Below are 23,480 nucleotides of genomic sequence, written 5' to 3'. Positions count from 1 at the left end.
GTGGCACGCACCATGAGACGCGCGCTCCGGCGGTGGCTGTACATCGGCCATAGGTGGGTCGGCATCGTCACCTGCCTGTTCTTCGCCATGTGGTTCATTTCCGGCGTCGTGATGATGTACGTCGCCTTTCCCGGCCTTTCCGACAAGGAAAGGCTGGCAGCCCTTCCCGACATTCAATGGGAGAAGGTGGCGCTGTCGCCGGACGAGGCGATGAAGGCGGCAGGCGCCACGCGGTATCCGCGCGATCTCCGGCTTTCCATGCTGGCCGACGAGCCGGTGTATCGGATCACCGGCTGGGACGGCAAGCGGCAGGCGATCTCCGCAGCCGACGGCCGCGTCATCACGGACGTTTCCGAACGGCAGGCGCTCGCGGTCGCGCAACATCATCCCGCCAGTAGATCACCGCAACTCGAAGCCATCGTCGATCGCGATCAATGGAGCGTAACGGCCCGATACGATCCGCTGCGACCGCTTTACCTCATCGGGCTAGGCGACAATGCCGGCACCAGGCTCTATATCTCCTCGCGTTCCGGCGAGATCGCGCTCGACACCAATCACACCGAACGCGTCTGGAACTGGCTCGGCTCGATTCCGCACTGGATCTACCCGACCGTATTGCGCAAGGACGGGCCGTTGTGGCGGCTCGTCGTGCTTTGGATCTCCGGTATCTGCCTGATCATCGGCGTCACCGGGATCTGGATCGGCGTCCTTCGCGTGCGGCTGAAGCGGCGCTATGCGAGCGACAGGATCACGCCCTATCGTGGCTGGATGGCGTGGCACCACGTCACGGGCCTGATCGCGGGCATCTTCGTGCTGACCTGGACGTTCTCCGGTTGGCTTTCGCTCAATCCCGGCGAATATTTCGCAAGCCGCAACACGACGCGCGAGGTGCTGCAGCGCTATGCCGGCCATGAGGCGCCGACGATTGCGACGAAGCTGCCAGCGCCGCGATCCGCCGCGGTCGAAGCGCGCTTGATCTGGCTTGATGGCAGCCCGATGATTGTCGCCGCATCGCGGGATGGCACGCAGAGGCCGCTGGATGTGACGTCGGGCCAGACTACGGCAATCCCGCAGGATCGCCTTTGGACTGCCGCAGCGAAACTGCTGCCGCAAGCCCGCGTGGTAGAGCGGATGGTCCTCGAAGTATACGACTCTTACTGGTATGCGCATCATCACGACCGCGAGTTGCCGGTGCTGCGCGCTGTGTTTGATGATGACGCGAAAACATGGTTTCACATCAGCCCTGTCACCGGCGACATCATTGGCCGCGCGGACAGCAGCCGTCGCACATATCGCTGGCTGTTCAACGCGCTGCACAGTTTCGATTTCCGCTTGCTGCTGATGCATCGCCCGGCCTGGGACATAGTGGTGTGGCTGCTGTCGATCCTTGGCACCATCGTCTCGGTGAGCGGCATCGTCGTCGGCTGGCGCTATCTACGCCGTTGAAGCAAACCCACTTCGAACGAGTATGAGAGCGACGCGGTCCGATTGACCGTTCGCCGCAGGTTCCGGACGGCGAACGCCGGCGCCGTGATCATGCAACCGACCGCGATGCTGCTCCGCCGTCTTATCGCCCCCATTGTCATTCAGGGAGGCGTCGGGGCGGCGTTATGGTGGGCAAAGTTCCCAAAGGTTCCATGTGATCGACCGACGTCTCCTGTTATGCGACTCCCGTCGTTCCTTATCTCGCCGCGCTTTGCTCGGCGGTCTTGCGGCGACCGGGAGTGCCCTCGCGCTCGGCGGATGCGCCGGCCTGGGTGCGACCGGCGCACGCTTCGACGCGTCCTCGCTCTCCGCTGACCCAACATTGCTCGTCATCACCACGCGCAAGCCCGTGAGCGGCGGTCGCACCAAACCCTGGTTCGGGCCGGAGCGCGCGACGAGCATGACGGTCGCGCGGGCCAGGCTGGTCGCCCCGGACGAAAGCCGTCTTTCCCTCGCCTCCGTCGGACTCGGGAATTGGCGTCTCGATCGGATCGAACCTGTGTCGGCCGACGCCGGCGATCTCGCTGCGCAGGCCGGCGGAGGAGACGTGCTGATCTATGTGCACGGCTTCAAGCAGACGTTCGAGACCGCGGTGCTGGATGCCGCCCATCTCTCCGACGGGATCAGGTTCCGCGGCCGGACCATGGCGTTCTCCTGGCCCTCCAAGGCAGGATTGTTCGACTATGCCTATGACCGCGACAGCGCGATGTGGTCGCGCGACGATTTCGAGCGCGTGCTCTCGGCGCTCGTGTCGGCGCCGGGCGGCGGCCGCGTGCACATCGTTGCGCACAGCATGGGAACCATGCTGACGCTCGAAAGCCTGCGTCAGCTCTATGGGCGATACGGCGATACGGTCACGAGCAAGATCGGCGCGGTGGTGTTTGCCGCGCCCGACATCGACATGGACGTGTTTTCGTCGGCGATCCAGCGCATCGGCCCGCTGGCCGGCAAGATCACCGTGATCGCCGCGACGAACGATCGCGCTTTGGCGCTGTCGGGACAGATCGCAGGCGGAATGACGAGAGTCGGCGCGGCCGAAAAGGCCGCCATCGCGCGGCTCGGCGTGCGCGTGGTCGATGCCTCACAGGAAGGCTGGGGCATCATCAACCACGACCTGTTCCTGTCGAATGCGGAAGTGCAGCGGGTGATCCGCCGCTCGATCGACGGCACGACGGCGTGAGAGAGCGGCTGTGCCGCATGAGATTGATGCCTTGCAATCGATGACGCCCAAGCGACGTCAATTACGACGGTAATCTTTGCTCGGCGATGATCCGCACGGGTGGAAAGACGACGCAGTCCGCCACGTCGAACAGCACTTCAATGCTGCGATCAAAGGCCCGCGCAAAGGCCATCGCATCATCGCGCCGTTCATCGGCAACGGCAGTGCCGAGCGTGCAATGGGGCGTCCAGGCGCCAGGCCGGTAATGAGGACGACAATGTGCTGGATCGATTGCCGCGCTGATGGCGCCGTGGATGCGAACCAGGGTTTCGTCGACCTCCGGCTCGGCCCAGAGAACGAGCGGAGAGCCTTCGAACCAGCAAATTCGTTTGAACGCGATCCGCAGTTGCGTCTCGCCGGCAATGGCTGCCTGCATCACGTCCCACGCAGCCTTCTCGTCAGCCCGAGGCGAGTCGTAGATGGCAAATGTTAAATGCGGCCGATACCTTAGGGCGCGCATCGAGGGCTCGACCTCGAACGCGGCAACCTGATCCCACAGCCGCTCGATCTCGCCTGCTGAATCGTTATCGGCCCGGATATTGATCGCCAATGCCAAAGGCTCACCCAAGGGGCGGAACAATCACGCTTGCGGTGACAGCTTGCGGTGACAGTGCACTTAATTGCCATTTCCATAAAGAGCTGGCTGCATGGGTTCGCCGATATCGAGTAGCGACGGAATTGAGTGCACTGTCACCGTAATGTCGCCAGGTGCAGCGGCCGCGCTTCGCCCGCGGAGCAGACCGGCCGGCTGATCGATCTGGCCCTGATCTGCAGTTCAGCAGCGACTCGACCTTCGTCCGGGCCTTTCGCCGGAAGTTCGGCCTGACACCGGGCGAGATCCGGGATAAGTCGCAAGCCTGGCAGCGCGACGGCGGCGCTCCGCCCGCGCCAGACGATATCTTCTATAGCCTCTCAAAGCACTGACAGCGACCACGACAGCTAAGCGCGCTGGCGGGGCCACCATACGCGGCAACCTGGCCCGGGCCGCCCGATGAGTTTGCTCGTTGCCCACTCATTATTTGCGAGCGTCACCACGCATACCGAACGGCACCCTTGCCGGCGTAGCTGCGGGTGACGTTGGAGAACTCACCCTCGAAGGTGGCCACCAGCGAAACGCCGTTGAGCCATTTCACCTCGGCGGATGCGGTGGTGAGCGCCGCGTCGGGCGCCTGCGCCGCACCGCTAACCACGAACGACCCGCCCGGTAGCGCCTGGAAGGTCGCCGCGATCGAGCGCTCCGGATTGAAGTCGTGCGCCCACGCCGCGCGTCCCCGCAGCGTCAGAACCGCATCATCGAGCGCGAACGACCTATCGGCGCGCAAGCCGAGCTCCGACCGCGAGGCCGTGACACTCTTGGCACCGTAGCTCAATGCAAAGGTATTGGCGCCCGACAGCGCCTGCTCGGCGTAGGCCGGCAGATCGAAGGTGACGAACTGGCTGGCCGCATAGGGCGTCAGGCCCATCCACGGCATCGCGACGCGATAGCCGCCCTCGACGCGGCCCGAATACGCATTGGCGTTGAAGCGCGCCTGCAACTGATCAATCCCGGCGATGGTGACGGTGCGGCTCGTGGTGACATCCTGCCAGCCATAGGCCAGCGCTGCCGAGAGATAGGCCGCACCCATGGTGTGCCGCACGAACGCGCCGGCCTGGAACAGATCGGACCGCCCGGTGCCGCCATTGGCGACGCTGAAATTGGTGCCGCCGCCGGCGAGTGCGAAGCCCGCAACGGTGTTCGGCGAGAACCGGTAGTCGGCACCGACGGCCGTGCCGAACAGGCGGCTGGTCGCGGTGTTCGATCCCGTCGTGGCGTTGCCGTCGGTGGTCTGCGTACCGCCATAGCCCGCGGCCCACACGCTCCAGCCTTGCGTGAGGGGACCTGCCGTCACCGGGGCCTTGCGAAAGATCGCAGCATAGGCGTCCCGCTCGGAGGTGGAGCTTTTGCCGCCGGTGGAGGCGTAGGCTGCGACCGCGGCCGCATCGGCGAACTGCGCAGCGCCGGTCGACGCCGATACGCCGTCGCTCCGACCGAGCACGAACGGATCGGTCATCGCGCCCATGAATTGAGACATCGCGTTGAAGGTCGTCTGCTGCGACCCGCTGGCGGCCCCGCCGGAGAGCTGGGCGAGCGCGCCGGCGAGCGGAGCGCCGGACAGCCCAAACACCGTGACAAAACCGGGGGGCAGCGTGCCTCCACCATTGAAGAAACCGTTGATGGCATTGGCGACGTTCGACGGATTGGTCGCAAGCTCCTGCCGTGCGCCCAGCGCCGCCTTGAGGCTCAGCAACACATCGGTCGAGCCATAGCTCAGGCTGGCCGTGAAATTGACTGGTAGACCGCTTGTCGTAAGCAGATCGAAGGTGGTGCCGCCGAGCCCACCGGCCGCGGACAGGATCGTATAGTTGCGCGCCATATAGCTGCCGGGGGCGAATACCGCGTTCACCGTGCCGGCGAGCGTGGCCGTTCCGGTGATATTGGTGCGGTCCGCGGCGTTCGGCGAAACCTCGACAGCATAGCTCGCGCCCGTGTCGAAGGTCAGGCTGCCGCTCACCGAAATCGTGCCGATGGAATTGCCGGGCGCCAGCGTGCCGCCACCGGCGATGACTGTCGACGACAAGGTGCCGGTGCCCCCGACAGTCCCTCCTGAATTGACGGTCAGCAGGCTGGACGACGCGATCGAGCCATTCACCGCGAGCGTGCCGCCATTGACCGTCGTCGCGCCGGCATAGGCATTGATGCCGGAGAGGATGGTCGTTCCGGTCCCGATCTGCCGGAACGCACCGCTGCCGGAAATCACGCCGGGAAGCGTCAAAATATCGGAGCGATCGATCGCGAACACGCCGTTGTCGACGACATCGCCGACGAGCGATCCCGTCGTTCCACCATTGCCGAGCCGCAACGTGCCGCTCGCAATGATGGTGCCGCCGCTATAGGTGTTGGTGCCGGTCAGGACGGTCGTGCCGCTCCCATCCTGCCTAAATATGCCGCTGCCGGAAATCACGCTGGCGAGCGTCAGGGTATCGGAGCGACGAATCGCGAACACGCCGTTGTCGACGATATCGCCGACGAGCGATCCCGTCGCGCCGCCATTGCCGAGCTGCAACGTGCCGCTCGAGATGATGGTACCGCCACTATAGGTGTTGGTGCCGGTCAGAACGGTGGCGCCGCTCCCATCCTGCCGAAATGTGCCGCTGCCAGAAATCGCGCCGGCGAACGTCAGGGTATCGGAGCGATCGATCGCGAGCACGCCGTTGTCAACGACATTGCCGACCAGCGATCCCGTCGTCCCGCCATTGCCGAGCTGCAACGTGCCGCTCGATATGATGGTGCCGCCCGTATAGGTGTTGGCGCCTGAGAGCGTGAGCGTGCCGGTCCCGTCATAGGTCAGGCCGCCGGCGCCGATCGCGATCGTGTTGCTGACGAGAATCGCGCCGGCGCCGCCGAACGTCAGGGTTTGGCCGGCGCCGGTGATCGCCCCGGTCAGCGACAACCGGCCGGCATCGGAATCGATGCGCGCGTCGGATCCCAGCGTAATGGCGCCGGCGAAACTGTTGTTGCCGGACATGTTGCGCAGCGCCCCGCCGTTCGCGACGCCGGCGCCTTTGAGCGTCAAAGGCGAATTGCCGATCGACAGGCCACCCTGGAGCTCGAGCGAAGCACCGCTCTCCACGACGGTGCCGCTGAGACCGCCGAGAAGGTTGGCTCCGTTTGAATTGCCAACCAACAGGGCCCCGCCATCGATGGCAAGGGCGCCGCCAGAATTCAAAGTCAGGCTGCTTGGCGCGAACAGCACGGTGCCGGTCGCCGTCGCCGAGCCGAAGGTAAGCGTCGTTCCCGTGCCGCCACCGTAGGCGAAGCTACCGCCGAGTGTCAGCGTGTTGCCCGCGGCGGCACCGATCGTGGCTGAATTACCAACTGCGATATTGATGCCGTTACCGAACGTGCCGCTGAATTGTGCCGCCAGCGTCGAACCGGCGGTCCCGCCGGTAAACTCTATCGTGCCAGTGCCCAGCCCGCCGGCATTATTGATGACCGTCGTTCCGCTAACCAGATTCGTGGTGCCGGTGAAACCACTGTTCGAACCGTTCAGCGTCAGCGTCCGTGCGCCGGCGTCGATCGAGAGGACTCCGGAGCCGACAAGGGCCGTGGTGTAGGGAATACCGAAGGTTGCGTCGACGCCGGCGCTTCTCTGGTCGATGGTCAGGCTGGCGCCCGCTTCGATATTGACATTGCCGTTGATGAAGGAGCCGGACAGCAGTTGCAGAACGTTTGAGCCGCTGAGAAAGTCAATCGCAGGGCGACTGCCGCCATTGCCGGCGGCGATCGTTCCCGCATTCAGGATCGTGAGATTGCTTCCGACGACGGCAGCTCCCGCCAGGGAAGGATCAAAGCCGCTGGTATCGCCGGCGCTGCCGCCGTAAATGACGCCGAAATTGTTGAGAACACCGCCGGCGGTGAAAATGGCGCCGACACCGCCGTCACCGGCGTAACCAACCCGCGCACCATCGGCGGGCCCGCCGGCACCACCGGAACCTCCGGAGATCGTCCCGAAATTGGCGAGCGTGAGAAACGTGGTTTCGACGACGCCATAGCCGCCGCTTCCGCCGCCTCCGCCGCCGCCTCCGCCAAGCCCGGAGGACGTTGCGACCCCGGCCTGCCCCTGGCCGCCCGCGCCGCCACTGATCGTTGATCCCGATGACACGGACGTAATGTTGGTGGCACCATTCGTGCCACCGATGCCTCCGGCGCCGCCGGAGGCCGAACCGCTGCCGTCGAGTCCACCGGCCCCACCCGCGCCGCCGCCGGCGGCACCACCGCCACCGCCGCCGCCGCCGAAATCGCCAGTGCCATTCTGACCGGCATTGCCCGTTTCGCCGCTATGTCCGATGGCGCCTGATCCGCCATCGCCGCCGGTCCCGGTCCCGAGGAAGCTCCCGCTTCCTTCAGCGCCGGCGCCGCCCGCCGCAAGCGCTGGACTGGATGGCCCGAGCGCAAGGACAAAAACCACCGAGGACAACGCGGTGCCGCTCAACAAGCCGATGCCCAGTTTCGAACCTCGCCTGACGCGCGCGCGCAACTTTGCCATGAATCCCAACGCCCCCGCGCCCTGCGCTCTTCATGCGATCGATGTCTTCGCCGAGCACTAGCAGGCCGGCCGACCGGGCAATGTGCCGGGCGTCTCAGGTGCAGATTCCGAAGAGTACTGATGCACGCACGACACATGACTCCAGATTCCGGCCCAACGTCCAACCTCACGTCGGCCGCCAACATCGTCGCGAGGGAAACGCCCGTGCGCGGCTGACGTCGATCATATTGCGATGTGCCATGCTGACGCCGCGGCTAGTTCGGCAGCGACTCCAGTTTCGTCCGTGCGTTCCGCCGCCAGCAGTTCGGCCTAACCCCGGGCGAGATCAGAAAATTGGAAGGATTGGATCCGCGAAACCGGAGCGGAGCCGGCACTCGACAATCTGCTCTACAAAACTGGCCCGACGCTGAACGCCTTCAGCCGCGTGTTCGGCGCCAGCAGCGCGAGAGTGAGCGGGGAGTCGCGAGGCCAACACGTCGAAAACTGGGCATGCTGGATCGTGCACAAGCCTCGACCCTATCCCCGGAAATTACATCAGGGCTTCAACGGCATGCGCGGTCGCCGGCGTGAGAATGGCGCTCCCTAGGGGAATCGAACCCCTGTTTCAGCCTTGAGAGGGCCGCGTCCTAACCGCTAGACGAAGGGAGCGTGAGGGCTAGCCAATAACCTCGAAATTTGTCCGCCGCAAGGACCCCGACGGGCCTTTTAAGGCTCGTTGGCAAATTTCAGCTTTCCGGCCGGCTTGAGGGTGTGGGCGTCGAAGGTGCGGATCTCGGTGATGCCGCCGACGTCGAGCGTGATAACCAGCCGGTCGCCGGCGACGCCGGTCGAAACGATCCTGGCGCCCTTCGGCAGGGTGGCGATGACGTCGCCCACCGGTTCGGGCGCCCTTCCCTCCGACTTGAAAAGGCGGTAGCCCACCGCGATCAGCACGGCGCAGATCGCCAGCGCCGTGGTCAACCCCGCGATCAGCATCATCCGCCGCACCCGCGCGAACAGCGCGGCCTGCTCGGGGGTCGGTTCGGGAACAGCGGTATCAGACGTCGTCATGGAAAGCTCTGGGTCAGCGCAAAGGTTGGAGGTCGTGGTCGCCGGCGACGAGGGCTCGGCCCGGCTCGACCGCGTGCTGGCGGCGCGCCGGCCGGAGCTGTCGCGATCGAGGCTGAAGGCCCTGATCCTGGCGGGCGCAGTGCACCTGAAGGCCGCCGCGGTCCGCGACCCCGCTTATCACGTCAGTCCCGGCGATACGATCATAATCGACGTGCCGGAGGCGGCGCCCGCCGAGCCCAGGGGGGAGGATATCGCCCTCGATATCGTGTTCGAGGACGACGACATCGTCGTCATCAACAAGCCGAAGGGACTGGTGGTACACCCCGCGGCCGGGCACGAGACCGGCACGCTGGTCAACGCGCTGATCGCCCATTGCGGCGCCTCGCTGTCGGGCATCGGCGGGGTGCGCCGGCCCGGCATCGTGCACCGGCTCGACAAGGACACGACAGGGCTGATGGTGGTCGCCAAGAACGACCTCGCGCATGCCTCGCTGTCAGCCCAATTCGCCGACCACGGCCGCACCGGCGCGATGCGCCGCGGCTACATGGCCTTTGCCTGGGGCGTGCCGAACCGGCATCGCGGCACGGTCGATGCGCCGATCGACCGCCATCCGCATGCACGCGAGAAGATGGCGGTGCGCCAGGGCGGCCGCGAGGCGGTGACGCATTGGGAGATCCTGGAGAGCTTTGCCGGGCGCGACGGCAAGCCGGTCGCCGTCTTGCTCGCCTGCGAACTCGAGACCGGCCGCACCCATCAGATCCGCGTCCACCTCGCCCATATCGGCCACCCCTTGATGGGCGATGCCGTCTATGGCCCGCATTTCAAGACCAAGGCCAACCAGCTGGCGCCTCAGTCGCAGGCCGCTTTGGCGGCGCTGGGGCGACAGGCCCTACATGCTTACCTGCTGGTATTAGAGCACCCGAGGACAGGAGAATTACTCCACTGGGAAGCGCCTCTGCCGGAGGATTTGCTTCTCCTCGAACGCGCCCTCAAAGCGGCGCTATGACGCAGGCCGCTTCAGAATGTCTTTACATTACAAAAAGTTATAGCTGTCACACGGGGACGTGACGTCAGCAATCCTTCCCTTTTCGACCCCCGATGGGGTATATTGCGTGTGCGTTGAAATGACCAACGCGGAACATCGCAGCTACGGCCGGCTTTAACACAGCGGTCGTCTGCCTGGCCCGCCGCTATCGGGGGCCTGAACCTTTTTGGAGGGCGCACTATGGCCCGTACCGCTGCTTTGCCGGTCCTCAATGGAGAATCCGGCCTTTCTCGCTACCTCGCCGAGATCCGCAAGTTTCCAATGCTGGAACCCCAGCAGGAATACATGCTCGCCAAGCGTTGGCGCGAGCATGACGATCGCGACGCGGCGCACCAACTCGTTACCAGCCACCTCCGCCTCGTGGCCAAGATCGCCATGGGCTATCGCGGCTACGGCCTGCCGATCTCCGAGGTCGTCTCGGAAGGCAATGTCGGCCTGATGCAGGCGGTGAAGCGTTTCGAACCCGAGAAGGGGTTCCGTCTCGCCACCTACGCCATGTGGTGGATCAAGGCCTCGATTCAAGAGTACATCCTGCGTTCCTGGTCGCTCGTGAAGATGGGCACCACCGCGAACCAGAAAAAGCTGTTCTTCAACCTGCGCAAGGCGAAGAGCAAGATCAACGCGCTGGACGAAGGCGATCTCCGCCCCGACCAGGTGAAGATGATTGCCAAGCGCCTCGGCGTCACCGATCAGGACGTGATCGACATGAACCGCCGCCTCGGTGGCGACGCGTCGCTCAACGCTCCGATCCGCGACGACGGCGAAGCCGGCGAATGGCAGGACTGGCTGGTCGACAACACGCCCAACCAGGAAGCCATGATGGCGGAGCACGAGGAGTATGATCACCGCCGTGACGCGCTGAACGGCGCGATGGGCGTGCTCAACCCGCGCGAACGCCGCATCTTCGAGGCACGCCGCCTCGCCGATGAGCCGATGACGCTGGAAGACCTTGCCGCCGAGTTCGGCGTGTCGCGCGAGCGCGTCCGCCAGATCGAGGTCCGCGCCTTCGAGAAGGTGCAGTCCGCGGTCAAGGGCACGATCGCAAGGCAGGAACAGGCCGCGCTGGAAGCCGCGCATTAAGCGGGGCTTCGCCGCGGAGAGAGATTGGCGGATCGAAAGAGACGAAAAGCCGGCGGCAACGCCGGCTTTTTTGTTGCATGCACGAGGCCTGCCGAGCGATGAGCCTCAGGGCGCAACTCCAAGCTTCGGCGTCATGCCACGGCTTGACCCGGGCGGTGCAGCTGCTCCCGTCATTCCGGGGCGCGCCTCTTGGCGCGAGCCCGGAATGATGCCGTCTCGCTCCCCCCACTCCCTTGCCATCGTCGCAAGCGTGCAGCCTTCGCAATAGCGCGCGTCCTTGTAGTCGATCCAGTTGTGCGCATAGACGCGGTCCAGCGGAATGTCGTAGCGCGCGCGCAGCACCTTCACGAGGATCTTCCACGCCGCGACCTGTGCTTCGGTCGGGCCTGCCGTCACGTCGGGATAGTTGCCGGCGAACTCGACGCCGATCGAATTGTCGCGCACCGCCTGGCGGTAGGTCGAGCTGTTGTCGATGTACTTGTTGTCGTTGCGGTTGGCACCGTCGCCGTGGGTCGGCACCAGGTTTTCGGCGACCGCCCAATAGACCGTGCCGTCGGTCTCGACCCAGACCGTGACGCCGCGCCGTGTCGGGTTCTTCGCCTGCGCTTGCGCGCCGCCGCGCGCCGAGCCCGCAGGTCCCTCGGTCTGGTGCACGATGATGTTGCGCCAGGGCTTTGCGTTGCGGACGTCGCCCCATGGCGCCAGCCAGACGATCTTCAAGCCGGGGATGTCGGGCGTGCCGGAGGCGCGCGCGAGCTTTGCGAGCTCGGCATCCGTGGCGGCGGCGGGGACGATCAGAAGGAGAGCGGCGAAAACGGCCGCGGGCAGGCGAAACATCATCATGCGAGGTCCAATGCGACCCAAGCCTGGAGCATGATCCGGAAAAGTGTGCAGCGGTTTTCCGAAAAAATCATGCTCAAATAATAACCTAAAGCGCGATGACGATTCAGCTTAATCGCGTCGCGCTTTGGCAGGCCTTACGCGAATTCCCTCAACGCCTTGACCGACTCGGGCGAAAGCGGCGGAGCGGGATCGTAGATCGCGAAATCGTTCTTGCCGTTCTTCTTGGCGGCATAGAGGGCATGGTCGGCATTGGCCATCAGACGATCCGGGAACTCCCCAACGTCGCGGTCCCACTGCGCAACCCCGATCGAGATCGCGATCGGAATGTCGCTGCCGGTGCAGGTGGCTGCATCCTGACGGCACACGTCGATCACGCGGCGGGCGATCGCGGAAGCCTCGCGCAAGGACGAGGACGGCAGCAAGACGCAGAACTCGTCGCCGCCGGTGCGGGCGAGCATGTCGCCGGGCCGGAGGCGCGTCTGCGCCATCAGGGTGAAGTGCTTCAGGCAGGCATCGCCGGCGGCATGGCCATGGGTGTCGTTGACGGTCTTGAAGCCGTCGAGATCGATCAGCAGCAGCGAGAACGGCGCGCCGCTGCGCTCGGAGCGGGCGCATTCCTCGGTCAGGCGCTGCAGCAGATGCCGCCGGTTGGCGACGCCGGTGAGATCGTCGAGCAGCGCAAGATCGGCAACCTCGTTGCGCAACCGCTCGATCGCCATCAACAGACAGGCAAAATTCCAACCCATGGCCAGGAACACCAGGAGCAGGATCATCACGGACTGCAAGCCATTGAAGTTGATCGCGGTGATGGCGCCGCCGTAGCCGAGCAGCGCCGCGCCGGAGCGGACGACGTGAATGGACAGGAGCAGCAATCCCACGATCGCAGCGAGGCGAGCGCCGGGATTTTCCCGCCCGTTCTGCTTGGCGAGGAGCAGCGGCAGCGTCAGCAGGATCGGCGTCGATTGCGCCAGCGAGTAGATCACGACCCGCATCGGCATGCTGTCGGCAACCACCAGGAAGAACGCGAGGCCGGCGCTGCAGAGCAGCGAACTGGCGATCGCTGCCGGCCAGGACACCGGCCGGTGATAGAACCGGACCACTCCCATGCAGGCGAGCCACGACGAAAAGATCATCAGGCCGCCGCCGCCGATCAGCGGAAAGCGCGGATCCATCACATCACGCAGCATCGAGATCGCCGCGCCTGCTGCGGCCAGCACCGCCGCCGCCGTCCAGTACCGCGCCGCCTCGAACTTGGGATAGGCGCGCGCCACATAGGCCCAGACCAGGCCCAGCGCCAGGAAGTTGATGACGATGACGGTCCAGAGTGTCGGCACGCTCAGCATGGCGACTGCGGGACACGCATGGTCCCGCCCTTTTCGTTTGGCAACTGCCCGTTCATACCCCGTCCCCGTGTTCTTGCGGGCGACCATGTGCGCGGCGCGCTTAATGGAGTCTCACCGCAATCGCGTAAACTCGGGCGTTGGTTTTGGATTGATGAATCCGCGAATGCATTCCGGCATCGTTAATCAAGCCTTGCTGCGGACGGGCGGGCGCCGCGAGAGCGCGGCGAAGCGGATTCGCGGACAAAAATCACCGAAATTGCATCTGAGCTGTGGATAACGCGATGACGGAGATATGACGGCGCGGGGCAGCCGGCCCCGAATCTGCTGAGTTTGTCATCGAGGATGTTGCGAGGCTGGCCCTCCGCCGAGCATCCCTCGTGTCGCGTTCCACCATTAACCCTTGAGAGGATACTATGGCTAAGAAAGCGAAGAAGGCGACGAAGAAGAAGGCGAAAAAGGCCAAGAAGGCGAAGAAGAAGTAACGAGGCTTCTGTTTCTTTGCCCGGGTGGAGTCTCGCTCCGCCCGGGCGTCGGGTAGGGACCGATCGGGTTCGAAGATGGCGGGCGCAAGGCCCGCTTTTTTATTGGGTGAGTGTTCGAGGCGTACCCGCTCCGACAGCGTCATAGCGGGGTCTGTCCCGGCCATCCACGCATGACCGCACAGTACGAAGAACTTGGCTGCCCGGGCCTTCGCCTCGCCGAAGCGGCTTCGGCCGCGCAGGCGGGACAAGCCCCGGGCATGACGACTTTTCGAGAGGTGACGAAGAACCTACCGCTCCGCAAACGCAAGCTTGGCGCCGAGCGCGGCGAAGCCGGCCGCAAAGCTCCGCCGCAGCCAGGCCATGACGCGGGGGCGGGAGATGACGCGCTCGCGCACCGAGGCGGCGCAGAGGCCGTAGAGCACGAACACCGCGAACGTCATCGCCATGAAGGCGCCGCTCAATTCCAGCATGCGCGCCAGCACATGGGCCTCGTCCGCCGCGATGAACTGCGGCAGGAAGGCGAGGAAGAAGATCGACAGCTTTGGATTGAGGATGTTGATCAGGAAGCCGGTGACGATGACACGGCCGCTCGACCGCTCCTTGATCTCGCCGTCAACCGCGAGCGTCCCCGTCTCGCGTAGCGCCTGCCAGGACATGTAGAGCAGATAAGCGACGCCGCACCATTTCAGCACGGCGAAGGCGAGAGCGCTGGTGTGGAGCACGGCGGCAAGGCCGAGCATCGCCGCCACCATGTGCGGCACGATGCCGAGCGTGCAGCCGAAGGCGGCCGCTATACTCGCGCGCGAGCCGCGGGTCAGCGCCGAGGCGAGCGTGTAGAGCACGCCGGTGCCTGGCGATGCGACGACGATGAGCGAGGTGAGCAGGAAGGACAGGGTCATGGACGGACCTTATCACCGCGGCTCGCGGCGAGAAAGCGCGCCCGCAGGATAGCGGTCAGGACAGCTGAGCGAGCTCAGCCTCGCGCAGCACGTCGAGCGGCGCCCAGGGTTTGGCCCAGAACTTGGCGCCATCGGGCAAGGGCTGCTTCAAGGGGCGGCCGGAAGTGACGACGACGTCGAGCTTCGGATTGCGATGCTTGGCGACATGCGCGAGCTCGACGCCGTTCATGTGGCCGGCAAGCTGGACGTCGGTCAGCATCAGACAGAGCGCGCCGGCGCTCTTGTCGAGGACGCGCTCGGCGGCCTCGGCGCTTTCGCACTGGATGACCTGGTAGCCGCTCTCTTCCAGGAGAACGCAAAGCATCTCCCGCTGCATGACGTCGTCTTCAACGATCAGCGCTGTCGCGCGAAACGGCTTTGCTTGTCCCATCGGCGGCTCCCAATGCATGCCTCACGCATGTTAAAAACCGAGGCCGGCAACGGTTCGGTTTCATTCCAAAAAAAGTAACTCATAGTTCCACGATCGGGGACTTGACGGGGGGGGAATTCATGACGACGATTCGGGGCGCGGCCGCCATCACGGGAGCGGCGAGCGGCATCGGCCGGGCGCTGGCCATCGAGTTGGCGCAGCGCGGCTGCGATCTCGCGCTGGCCGATCGCGACGAGGCCGGATTGAAGGCGCTCGCGGCGGAGATCGGAACAACGCGCAAGGTCAGCGTGCATCGCGTCGACGTCGGCGAGCCCGCCGACATTGTGCGGTTCGCGAGCGAGGCGACCATCGCGCATCCCACCCTCGGCATCGTCGTCAACAATGCCGGCGTGGCTCTCATGGGCTCGTTCGAGGAGATCGACCAGGCGCAGATGGACTGGTTGTTCGACATCAATTTCTGGGGCGTGGTGCACGGCACACGCGCCTTCCTGCCGCATCTGAAGACGAGGCCAGAGGCGCACATCGTCAACCTCTCCTCGATCTTCGGCATCATCGCGCCGCCGGGGCAATCGGCCTATGCGGCGGCGAAGTTCGCGGTGCGCGGCTTCTCTGAGAGCGTGCGGCACGAGCTGGCGGTGGCGGGAAGCCAGGTGAAGCTGTCGCTCGTCCATCCCGGCGGCGTCGCCACCGCGATCGCGCGCAACGCGCGCACCGGGATCGGCGTCACCGACAATGCCCGCCGCGCGCAATCGATCGACCGGTTCGAGAACGCAGCGAAGACCACGCCAAAGGATGCCGCGCTTCGCATCATCAGGGGCATCGAGAAGAACGAGCCGCGCATCCTGATCGGCAACGACGCCCGCTTCATGGACCTGTTGCAGCGCTTCCGCCCGGGAACGTACTGGGCGCCGCTGCAGCGCAAGCTGGAGAAGATGGCGAAGGGGACGTGAACGTCGCCTCCTTTCCCCCTCCCCTGGAAGGGGAAGTCACTGCCCCGCCAGCCGATCCGCGAAATACCCGATCGTCTTGCGATAGACCACCGCCCTGTTCCACTCGCGCATCGCCTCGAAATTCGGCGTGCCTTCATCATAGGGCTGGCTCATCTTGAAGCCATTGGTGTGCAGGAGGTTCGCGGTCGAGGCGAGCACGTCGGGGACGCTGCGGCGGAGATCGACATGGCCGTCGCCGTCGAAATCGACGCCGTACTTGATGTAGGACGATGGCAGGAACTGGGTCTGGCCGATCTCGCCGGCATAGGCGCCGATGAGGTCGCGCAGCGGCAGGTCGCCGCGCTGCACGATCTTGAGCGCGGCGAGCAACTCGCCCTGGAACAGATCGGTGCGGCGGCAATCATGCGCGAGCGTCGCCAGCGTGCGGATCACCGGCAGCTTGCCGGTGTCGCCCTTGCCGAAATCGCTCTCAAGGCCCCAGATCGCGACCAGGATATAGCGCGGTACGCCGAATTGCTGCTCGATGCGGGAGAGCAGCGCGGCGTGACGCTGGAGCATCGCGCGGCCGCCATTGATGCGGCCGGGTCCGACACGGGTCGAGACGTACTGCTCGAAGCTCTTCTTGAAGGTGTAGCGCTGGCGCCGGTCGAAGGCGAGCACAGCACCATCCTGGGTCACGCCGCTAAGTGCCGCATTGGTCACGCTCGCCGAGACGCCGGCGGCCTGCGCTTCCTGCGCCATGCTGGCGACAAAACTGTCGAAATCGCCGCCGCAGCGGGCGGCCTGCGCCGACCCGCCGGCCAGACAAACGACGAAGGCGGCGGCGAGAAGCCGTCTCAGCATGTGGAGCAATCCTCAAAATCCTGGCGCGAAGCAGCGCGCGATCATGCCCGGGAACGCAGCGAGCGTCAAAGCGGCAGGCTTGATCCGCATCAAACCGTCTCACGCGGTGCTTTCTAGATTGAGGCAAACAGGAGAACCGCACATGACCGGAATCACCTTGACCGCTGAGCAGATCCGCAATGCCCCCGCCCCGGTGCGGCAATGGATCGAGCAGGAGGTGATCGCCACACTCGGGCTTGCGCCACGGACACCGGAGGCCGCGCCGCCACCAGAGGCGGCCCATCTCGTCGCCTGCAGCGTGGAAGAGATGGCCGGCGTGCTCGAGCACATCCGCGGCGTGCTTCCTGCGGTGAACGTGCTGTTCGAGCTCGGCCGCCCCGGCATCAGCTTCGGCCGCCCCGCGGTGATGACGTTCCGCCTGATGGACATCCTGCATCACACGCGCCTGCAGGACGTCGGCCAGGTGATGACGTGCCTGGAGATGATCAACCAGGCGCTGACCGAGGTGAAGAAGGATCCGACAGTGCGGTTCTGCGGCTTCGACAATGAGGGCCACTGCCTGGTCGCGCCGCAGACGCAAGAGAGCATCGCAACGCTGTGGCAGACCATGATGGAACGCCAGCAGGCGGCGCAGGAGCCCGGCAACCGGGTGGCGCCGGCGGCGTGATGGCGGCAGGTGGTGGGTTTCCGAACGATTGAGTTCCAGAGGTCGCGACGCAGCCGTATGAGATGAGTGGTCGCGCCACACCCTCCTCCTGTCATTCCGGGGCGCGCGTAGCGCGAACCCGGAATCTATCGGGCGGCAGAGACGGTCGATGAATGGATTCTCAGGTGCGCAATTGCGTACCATAGCTCGCGCTTTGCGCGCCCGGGAATGACGGATGAGAGAGTTGGCATTATGGTGTTGTTACTTGCGCCGCGCAGTCAGTCGGTGCGTTGAGCCCGCACGAGGTCATCAGCTATGCCGACACCCGCCCTCCTCCGCATCCCCCTCTTCCGCCTGCTCGCGATCAACCTCGCGATCGGCGCCTGCGCCGCCGCGCTGCTGGTCGGCGGCCTGCTCTGGCTCAACCCCGGACATCTGCGCGAGCTGATCTTCGCCGACCGCGCGCCCGGCGTGGCACTTCTCCTGCTGCTCGCCTCCTTCCTCATCACCTTCGGCTCGGCCGCGATGGGCAGCGCGATCATGGCGCAGGGGCGCAAGGACGACAGCGGCAAAAGCGGCGGACATGGATCGCGGCTCGCCGTGCAGGAATTGACGCAGCGCACGCGTCCACATTGAGAAACGCGCCGGGACGATGGCACCGGCTTTGCATCTGCGAACGCACCGTCTGCACGCAGGCGGGAAGACGTGCAGGCCAACGCACCTTCCTACAGAACACGTCGCTCTTGCTGCGTCGCAAGAGCGAGAAAATTGAACAAAGTGATTTGGCAACCCAGACAACTGTCTCGATGTAAGGCTACATGACCTATCGCAACCAACGCATATCTGATGCGCTCGCTGCGAGATCGACGCACCCCGATTTGCCTTGCCATTGCAGGGCACCTTCTATAACCTTCCACTTTAGATTGTCGCCCTCCCAGCCCCGGGCGACGCTGAAGACCAAGACAAGCGGCGGGCTTCGGCCCGCCGTTTGTTGTCAGGCGTAAGTTCTCCTCGAAGGGCTCAGCGGATCTCTGGCTCTTCTCCGCATCAGATACCGTCACTCAGCTGCATCAAGCCCTGCCGCGTTCGGACGCGGCGGAGGTCGATCACCCGAAGTCATTTGACTGCGGCGCGGCTATCGACGAAAAGCCGCCATGGCCAAGAAACCCGGTACCAATCCCAAAGGCGAATTCGCCTTCTTCAACGTCGTCTATGAAGACGATTCCCAACGCTCCAACCGCCGCGTGCCCGCCGAACTCCTCGGCGGCCTCGACGGCGACGAACCCGCGCGCGGCTTCATCATGGAGCAGGACCGCGAGATCGCCGAAAAGAGCGGCCGCCCGCCGCTGGAGATCAAGCGGCTCGAGCGGGTCGGGGTGAAGAAGAAGTAGCGCGTTGGACGCGTGATACTCGAAGCTCCAACATAAACAAAAACGGCGGGCTTTCGGCCCGCCGTTTTCGTCTGGATGGATGCCCGGGTCAGGCCCGGGCATGACAATCCGAATTAGTTGTCCAGGAACGACCGCAGCTTCCGCGACCGCGACGGATGCTTCAGCTTGCGCAACGCCTTGGCCTCGATCTGGCGAATACGCTCGCGCGTCACGCTGAACTGCTGGCCGACCTCTTCCAGCGTGTGGTCGGTGTTCATGCCGATGCCGAAGCGCATGCGCAGGACGCGTTCTTCGCGCGGGGTGAGCGAGGCGAGGACGCGCGTCGTGGTCTCGCGCAGGTTGGACTGGATCGCGGCGTCGATCGGCAGGATCGCGTTCTTGTCCTCGATGAAATCGCCGAGATGCGAATCCTCTTCGTCACCGACGGGCGTCTCCAGCGACAGCGGCTCCTTGGCGATCTTGAGGACCTTGCGGACCTTCTCCAAGGGCATGCCGAGCTTCTCGGCGAGCTCTTCTGGCGTCGGCTCGCGGCCGATCTCGTTGAGCATCTGGCGGGACGTGCGCACGATCTTGTTGATCGTCTCGATCATGTGCACGGGGATGCGGATGGTACGGGCCTGGTCGGCGATGCTGCGGGTGATCGCCTGCCGGATCCACCACGTCGCGTAGGTGGAGAACTTGTAGCCGCGGCGGTACTCGAACTTGTCGACCGCCTTCATCAGGCCGATGTTGCCTTCCTGGATCAGGTCGAGGAACTGCAGGCCGCGGTTGGTGTACTTCTTGGCGATCGAGATCACCAGACGGAGGTTGGCTTCCACCATCTCCTTCTTGGCCTGGCGTGCCTCGCGCTCGCCCTTCTGCACGGAGTGCACGATCTTGCGGAACTCGACGATCTCGAGGCCGGTCAGCGCGGCGAGCTGGTGCACCTCGTGGCGAAGGTCCTTGATGCGGTCCTTCTCGTGGTGGACGAAGTTCTTCCAGCCTTTTGCGGAAAGTTTCGAGACGCGGTTGAGCCAGCGCGGATCGAGCTCCGAGCCGGTGTAGTTGCGCAAAAAGTCCTCGCGCGCGACGCCGTGGCTGTCGGCAAGGCGCATCAGGCGCCCCTCGTGCGAAACGAGGCGCTTGTTGATGTCGTAGAGCTGCTCGACGAGGCTGTCGATACGCGCCTGGTTGAGGCGCAGCGACTTCACCTCGACGATGATCTCGTCCTTTAGCTTCTTGTACTTGCGCTCCTGGTGCGGCGAGAGCGACTCGTTCTGGAGCTGGTTCTGGATGTCCTGCTCCTGAAGCTTGCGCAGCTTCTTGTAGCTGTCGGCGATCTTGTCGAAGATCTCGACCACTTTCGGCTTGAGCTCGGCCTCGATCGCCGCGAGCGACATCTGGTTCTCGAACTCGTCGTCGTCCATGTCGGACTCGGCCGCGGCTTCGGCCGGATCCTTCTCCTCGCCGGCCTCGGCACCAGCGGCTGCAGGCGCGGCACGGAACGGGGTCGGCGCCGGCGGCGCCGCAGGCGGCGCCACATGCGCGGGCGCAGCGGTGGAGGCGGCGGCCTCGCCGCCCTCGGCCGAAGCTTCACCGGTCTCGCCGCTGGGACCTGCGATCATCGCGGTGTTCATGCCGCCCTTGGCGTCCGGGCCGGCATAAGTTGCTTCGAGATCGATGATGTCGCGGAGGAAGATCTTGCCCTCGTTGAGCTCGTCGCGCCAGATGATGATGGCCTGGAAGGTCAGCGGGCTTTCGCACAGCCCTGCGATCATCGCCTCGCGGCCGGCCTCGATGCGCTTGGCGATCGCGATTTCGCCTTCGCGGGAGAGCAGCTCGACCGTGCCCATCTCGCGCAGATACATGCGCACGGGATCGTCGGTGCGCTCGCCCGGCTCGCTCTTCTTGACCTCGGTGACGGCCTTCTGGGTGACCTCGACGAGTTCGTTATCGGTCTCGTCGTCGCCCTCGTCCTTCTCCTCCTCGCCTTCGGTGTCGTCGGCTTCGGTGACGTTGATGCCCATGTCCGAGAGCATCGACATGATGTCCTCGATCTGTTCGGGCGAGGTCTGGTCGGACGGCAAGACTTCATTGAGCTGATCGAAGGTCACGAAGCCGCGCTTCTTGGCCTGCTTGATCATCTTCTTCACGGCGGCGTCGGACAGGTCGAGCAACGGCGAGGGCGCGTCCTGGGAGTCCTTCTCCGGCGCGTCCGCTGCCTTGTCGTCTTTTTCCTTGTCCTTCGCCTGCAGCGTCTTTGCCTTGGTGGCCATCCATTGCTCCTAAACGCGCTTCATGCGAGACGCCCGCCGCGCCTGCCTGAATTCACTTGAACCTGTTGCTCGACGCTCTCGCTTCGGCAGCTCTCGACACGGAAAGGGCGGCGCACAAACCTCTCGCCACCCCCAACTTTCTCTCGCCGGAATTGCCTAACGCTTCGTCAGCCTCTTTGTCGCGGCGGATGCAGGTGTAGTGCCAACAGCGATTGCGCGGATTCATTCCTGACGCGTCTGTTCTGCCTGCGGCCGCCTCTGGGCCAAAGTGCTACAAGACCGTTAAGCCTCGATTAACCCTGTTTGTGCCGCCAAACCTTGGATTTGGCGAGTCTTTTAGCGGTTCCGGCACTGGCCGTCCGCATGATTCTTTCATCACACGCTCTTCTGAAGCCGGCCCGACAGCTCGCCAAAACCCTCGATCAGGGCCTCGGTGCCGTCGACCTCGGCCATCCGGGCCTTGACGTCACGCAGCCATGCCAAATTGGCCTCGCTGGGATCCTCCCCCAAGGCCAGCTCGGCGTCCTTCAGCTCCCTAAGTAGTGAATGCCATTGCCGATGCAAGACAACGAGCTGGTGCCAGGTCGCAAGAACGTCGTCCTGCGCCGCGCCTTCGCGGGCACCCCACACCGCCTGGGTCGTAATGCCATTCTCAACCCTTTGAAGAACTTGGGAAAATCCGCCCCGATCGAGATCGCCACGCATCTTTTCGGCCTGCTCGCCGGGCTCCGGCAAGTGGTGGTGGTCGTTGGCGAAGGCGGCGATGATGCCGGCCCGGAGCTTATGGGCCTCGGGATGGGCCAGCTCCAGGGCGGCGACCTCCTCGAGGTGGTCGTGCAGCAGCCAGGGGTGATTGATCAGGCATTGCAGGATCAGGGCCTCCCGGCGGGAGATCGCGCTGCGCTGGCCCCGCATGATCGGGCTTGCCGCCAGCTGGGGGCTCGCCGCCTGGTAGGGGCCGGACGGGAGCGGGGTCGGACCGGGGGGGCCGCGGCGGCCGCCGCCAAATCCCTGTCCACCAAACCCCTGGCCGCCGAATCGATTCGCAGTTCCCCCTGCCCTCGGCTGGAACGGCCGGCCACCGCCGGGACGAAAATTGCCCCGGCCGCCAAAGCCGCGCCCACCTTCGGGCGCGAAGGTGCGTTGAAGCCGCTCGATGAATTCGTCGCGATAATAGCGCCGCACCACCTCGTCGCGAATTCCGTTGGTGAGCTCCTTGATGCGCGCCTCCAGCGCGGCGCGGCGCTCGGGCGTGACGAAGTTGCCGCCTTCGAGCTCGCGCGACCAGATCATGTCGGCAAGCGGCCGCGCCGCGCCGATCACCTCCTCGATCGCTCCGCGCCCGCCGGAGCGCACGAGATCGTCGGGGTCCTGGCCTTCCGGCAGCAGGGCGAAGCGCAGGCTCTTGCCCGGTGCGAGGAAGGGTAGCGCGAGGTCCGCGGCACGATAGGCCGCCTTCTGTCCGGCGCGGTCGCCGTCGAAGCAGAGGATCGGCTCGTCCGCCATCTTCCAGAGCAGCGCGAGCTGGCTTTCGGTGAGCGCGGTGCCGAGCGGCGCCACGCTACCCGCAAAGCCCGCGGTGACCATGGCGATGACGTCGACATAGCCTTCGACCACGATCAGAGCGCTGCCGTCATGCGTGGCTTTGCGCGCGGTCTGGTGATTGTAGAGATTGTCGCCCTTGTGGAAGAGCGGCGTCTCCGGCGAGTTCAGGTATTTTGCCGGAACGTCCTTCTCCAGCGCGCGCCCGCCGAAGGCGATGACGCGGCCGCGCAGATCCGTGATCGGAAACATCACGCGATCGCGGAAGCGGTCGTACGGCACGGGGATGTCGTCACCGCCAATCAACAGGCCGGTCTCGACCATGTCGTCGACGGAAACGCCGAGCTTGCCGAGATGCTCTTTCAGCGCGAAGCGGTCGGGCGGGGCGTAGCCGAGGCGAAACTGCAATTGCGTCGCCGGCGAGATGGCGCGGTCGGCAAGGTAGCCGCGCGCCTTGGCGCCGAGACGCGAGGCCAGCGTCTCCGCGAAGAATTTTGCTGCGAGATCCATGACGTCATGCAGCGACTTGCGCCGCTGCTCGTGCCGCGCCGCATCCGGCGTCACCGCCGGCAGCGGCAGGCCCGCCATGTTGGCGAGCCGCTCCACGGCTTCCGCGAACGGCAGGCCATCGGTCTCCATCATGAAGGTGATGATGTCGCCGTGCTTGCCGGAGGAGAAGTCGTGGTAAAAACCCTTCTGGTCGTTGACGTAGAAGGACGGCGTCTTCTCCTGCTGGAACGGCGACAGCCCCTTCCACTCCCGCCCCGCCTTCTTCAGCTTGACGCGCTTACCCACGACTTCGGAGACCGAAAGCCGGGCACGAAGCTCGTCGAGGAACTGGGGCGTGAAGCGCATGGGTTGTGTCTAGCGCGAAACCGGGTGAGTCGGGC

Annotated in this window: 17 protein-coding genes, 1 tRNA gene and 1 pseudogene; 8 read left to right on the top strand and 11 right to left on the bottom strand. The window is 65.0% G+C overall.

Translation table 11 applies throughout. The annotated features are described in order from the left end of the window. Positions 1-12: 12 nt before the first annotated feature. Together ACSHT2_RS25900 and ACSHT2_RS25895 are read left to right on the top strand one after the other, a co-directional pair. Positions 13-1,446 (top strand): PepSY domain-containing protein, encoded by a 1,434-nt coding sequence (locus ACSHT2_RS25900; protein WP_440637356.1) that lies wholly within the window; start codon positions 13-15, stop codon positions 1,444-1,446. Between the two features lie 193 nt (positions 1,447-1,639). After that, positions 1,640-2,665: an alpha/beta hydrolase gene (locus ACSHT2_RS25895; RefSeq protein WP_440637355.1), complete on the top strand. Its 1,026-nt coding sequence runs from the start codon at positions 1,640-1,642 to the stop codon at positions 2,663-2,665. Between the two features lie 61 nt (positions 2,666-2,726). Here ACSHT2_RS25895 and ACSHT2_RS25890 read toward each other — a convergent pair whose 3' ends face one another. The 4 genes from ACSHT2_RS25890 to ACSHT2_RS25875 form a co-directional block, all read right to left on the bottom strand. Further along, complete coding sequence (locus ACSHT2_RS25890) at positions 2,727-3,254, bottom strand: 2'-5' RNA ligase family protein (protein WP_440637354.1); 528 nt, start codon at positions 3,252-3,254, stop codon at positions 2,727-2,729. A 478-nt stretch (positions 3,255-3,732) separates the two neighbouring features. Next, on the bottom strand, positions 3,733-7,791 hold the full coding sequence (locus tag ACSHT2_RS25885; RefSeq protein ID WP_440637353.1) for an autotransporter domain-containing protein: 4,059 nt from the start codon (positions 7,789-7,791) through the stop codon (positions 3,733-3,735). 573 nt (positions 7,792-8,364) lie between these two features. Next, positions 8,365-8,439: transfer RNA gene (locus ACSHT2_RS25880), tRNA-Glu, on the bottom strand. Between the two features lie 57 nt (positions 8,440-8,496). Beyond that, positions 8,497-8,841, bottom strand: coding sequence for a hypothetical protein (locus ACSHT2_RS25875; RefSeq protein ID WP_440637351.1), 345 nt, complete (start codon positions 8,839-8,841; stop codon positions 8,497-8,499). Between ACSHT2_RS25875 and ACSHT2_RS25870 the strand changes: the two genes are divergently transcribed. Both ACSHT2_RS25870 and rpoH read left to right on the top strand, forming a co-directional pair. Further along, positions 8,840-9,847, top strand: a complete 1,008-nt coding sequence (locus ACSHT2_RS25870) for an RluA family pseudouridine synthase (protein WP_440637350.1) — start codon at positions 8,840-8,842, stop codon at positions 9,845-9,847. The genes ACSHT2_RS25875 and ACSHT2_RS25870 overlap by 2 nt on opposite strands. Before the next feature lie 219 nt (positions 9,848-10,066). Next, complete coding sequence (gene rpoH, locus ACSHT2_RS25865; RefSeq protein WP_061880464.1) at positions 10,067-10,966, top strand: RNA polymerase sigma factor RpoH; 900 nt, start codon at positions 10,067-10,069, stop codon at positions 10,964-10,966. A gap of 219 nt (positions 10,967-11,185) precedes the next feature. On the opposite strand, the pseudogene ACSHT2_RS25860 reads toward rpoH, so the two are convergent. The 4 genes and pseudogenes from ACSHT2_RS25860 to ACSHT2_RS25845 all read right to left on the bottom strand — a co-directional run. Then, positions 11,186-11,809, bottom strand: a pseudogene (locus ACSHT2_RS25860) (peptidoglycan recognition protein family protein); the annotation flags it as partial. Positions 11,810-11,943: 134 nt separating this feature from the next. Next, the gene (locus ACSHT2_RS25855) at positions 11,944-13,152 is read right to left on the bottom strand and encodes a GGDEF domain-containing protein (RefSeq protein WP_440637349.1); all 1,209 of its coding nucleotides are present in this window, start codon (positions 13,150-13,152) and stop codon (positions 11,944-11,946) included. Between the two features lie 769 nt (positions 13,153-13,921). Beyond that, the gene (locus tag ACSHT2_RS25850; protein WP_440637347.1) at positions 13,922-14,533 is read right to left on the bottom strand and encodes a LysE family translocator; all 612 of its coding nucleotides are present in this window, start codon (positions 14,531-14,533) and stop codon (positions 13,922-13,924) included. A gap of 55 nt (positions 14,534-14,588) precedes the next feature. Next, entirely contained in the window at positions 14,589-14,963 is a 375-nt protein-coding gene (locus tag ACSHT2_RS25845; protein ID WP_440637346.1) for a response regulator, read from the bottom strand. 119 nt (positions 14,964-15,082) lie between these two features. On the opposite strand from ACSHT2_RS25845, the gene ACSHT2_RS25840 reads away from it, so the two are divergent. Continuing rightward, positions 15,083-15,913, top strand: coding sequence for an SDR family NAD(P)-dependent oxidoreductase (locus ACSHT2_RS25840; RefSeq protein ID WP_440637344.1), 831 nt, complete (start codon positions 15,083-15,085; stop codon positions 15,911-15,913). 36 nt (positions 15,914-15,949) lie between these two features. Here ACSHT2_RS25840 and ACSHT2_RS25835 read toward each other — a convergent pair whose 3' ends face one another. Then, positions 15,950-16,756, bottom strand: coding sequence for a lytic murein transglycosylase (locus ACSHT2_RS25835; protein WP_440637342.1), 807 nt, complete (start codon positions 16,754-16,756; stop codon positions 15,950-15,952). A gap of 142 nt (positions 16,757-16,898) precedes the next feature. Here ACSHT2_RS25835 and ACSHT2_RS25830 point away from each other — a divergent pair, with 142 nt between their 5' ends. The 3 genes from ACSHT2_RS25830 to ACSHT2_RS25820 all read left to right on the top strand — a co-directional run bounded on the left by ACSHT2_RS25830 (position 16,899) and on the right by ACSHT2_RS25820 (position 18,793). Next, positions 16,899-17,423, top strand: a complete 525-nt coding sequence (locus tag ACSHT2_RS25830; protein ID WP_440637341.1) for a hypothetical protein — start codon at positions 16,899-16,901, stop codon at positions 17,421-17,423. 294 nt (positions 17,424-17,717) lie between these two features. Further along, positions 17,718-18,038, top strand: coding sequence for a hypothetical protein (locus ACSHT2_RS25825; RefSeq protein ID WP_440637340.1), 321 nt, complete (start codon positions 17,718-17,720; stop codon positions 18,036-18,038). Between the two features lie 518 nt (positions 18,039-18,556). Next, positions 18,557-18,793, top strand: coding sequence for a hypothetical protein (locus ACSHT2_RS25820; protein ID WP_028178714.1), 237 nt, complete (start codon positions 18,557-18,559; stop codon positions 18,791-18,793). 113 nt (positions 18,794-18,906) lie between these two features. On the opposite strand, the gene rpoD is transcribed toward ACSHT2_RS25820, so the two are convergent. After that, the gene (gene rpoD / locus ACSHT2_RS25815) at positions 18,907-21,048 is read right to left on the bottom strand and encodes an RNA polymerase sigma factor RpoD (RefSeq protein WP_440637339.1); all 2,142 of its coding nucleotides are present in this window, start codon (positions 21,046-21,048) and stop codon (positions 18,907-18,909) included. 375 nt (positions 21,049-21,423) lie between these two features. After that, complete coding sequence (gene dnaG / locus ACSHT2_RS25810; RefSeq protein WP_440637338.1) at positions 21,424-23,445, bottom strand: DNA primase; 2,022 nt, start codon at positions 23,443-23,445, stop codon at positions 21,424-21,426. Positions 23,446-23,480 lie beyond the last annotated feature (35 nt).

This window comes from Bradyrhizobium sp. PUT101 (genome assembly GCF_052043945.1).
GTDB lineage: Bacteria > Pseudomonadota > Alphaproteobacteria > Rhizobiales > Xanthobacteraceae > Bradyrhizobium.
The sequence above is the reverse complement of the archived record's forward strand: the minus strand, read 5'-3'. Positions and strand labels throughout refer to the sequence as shown.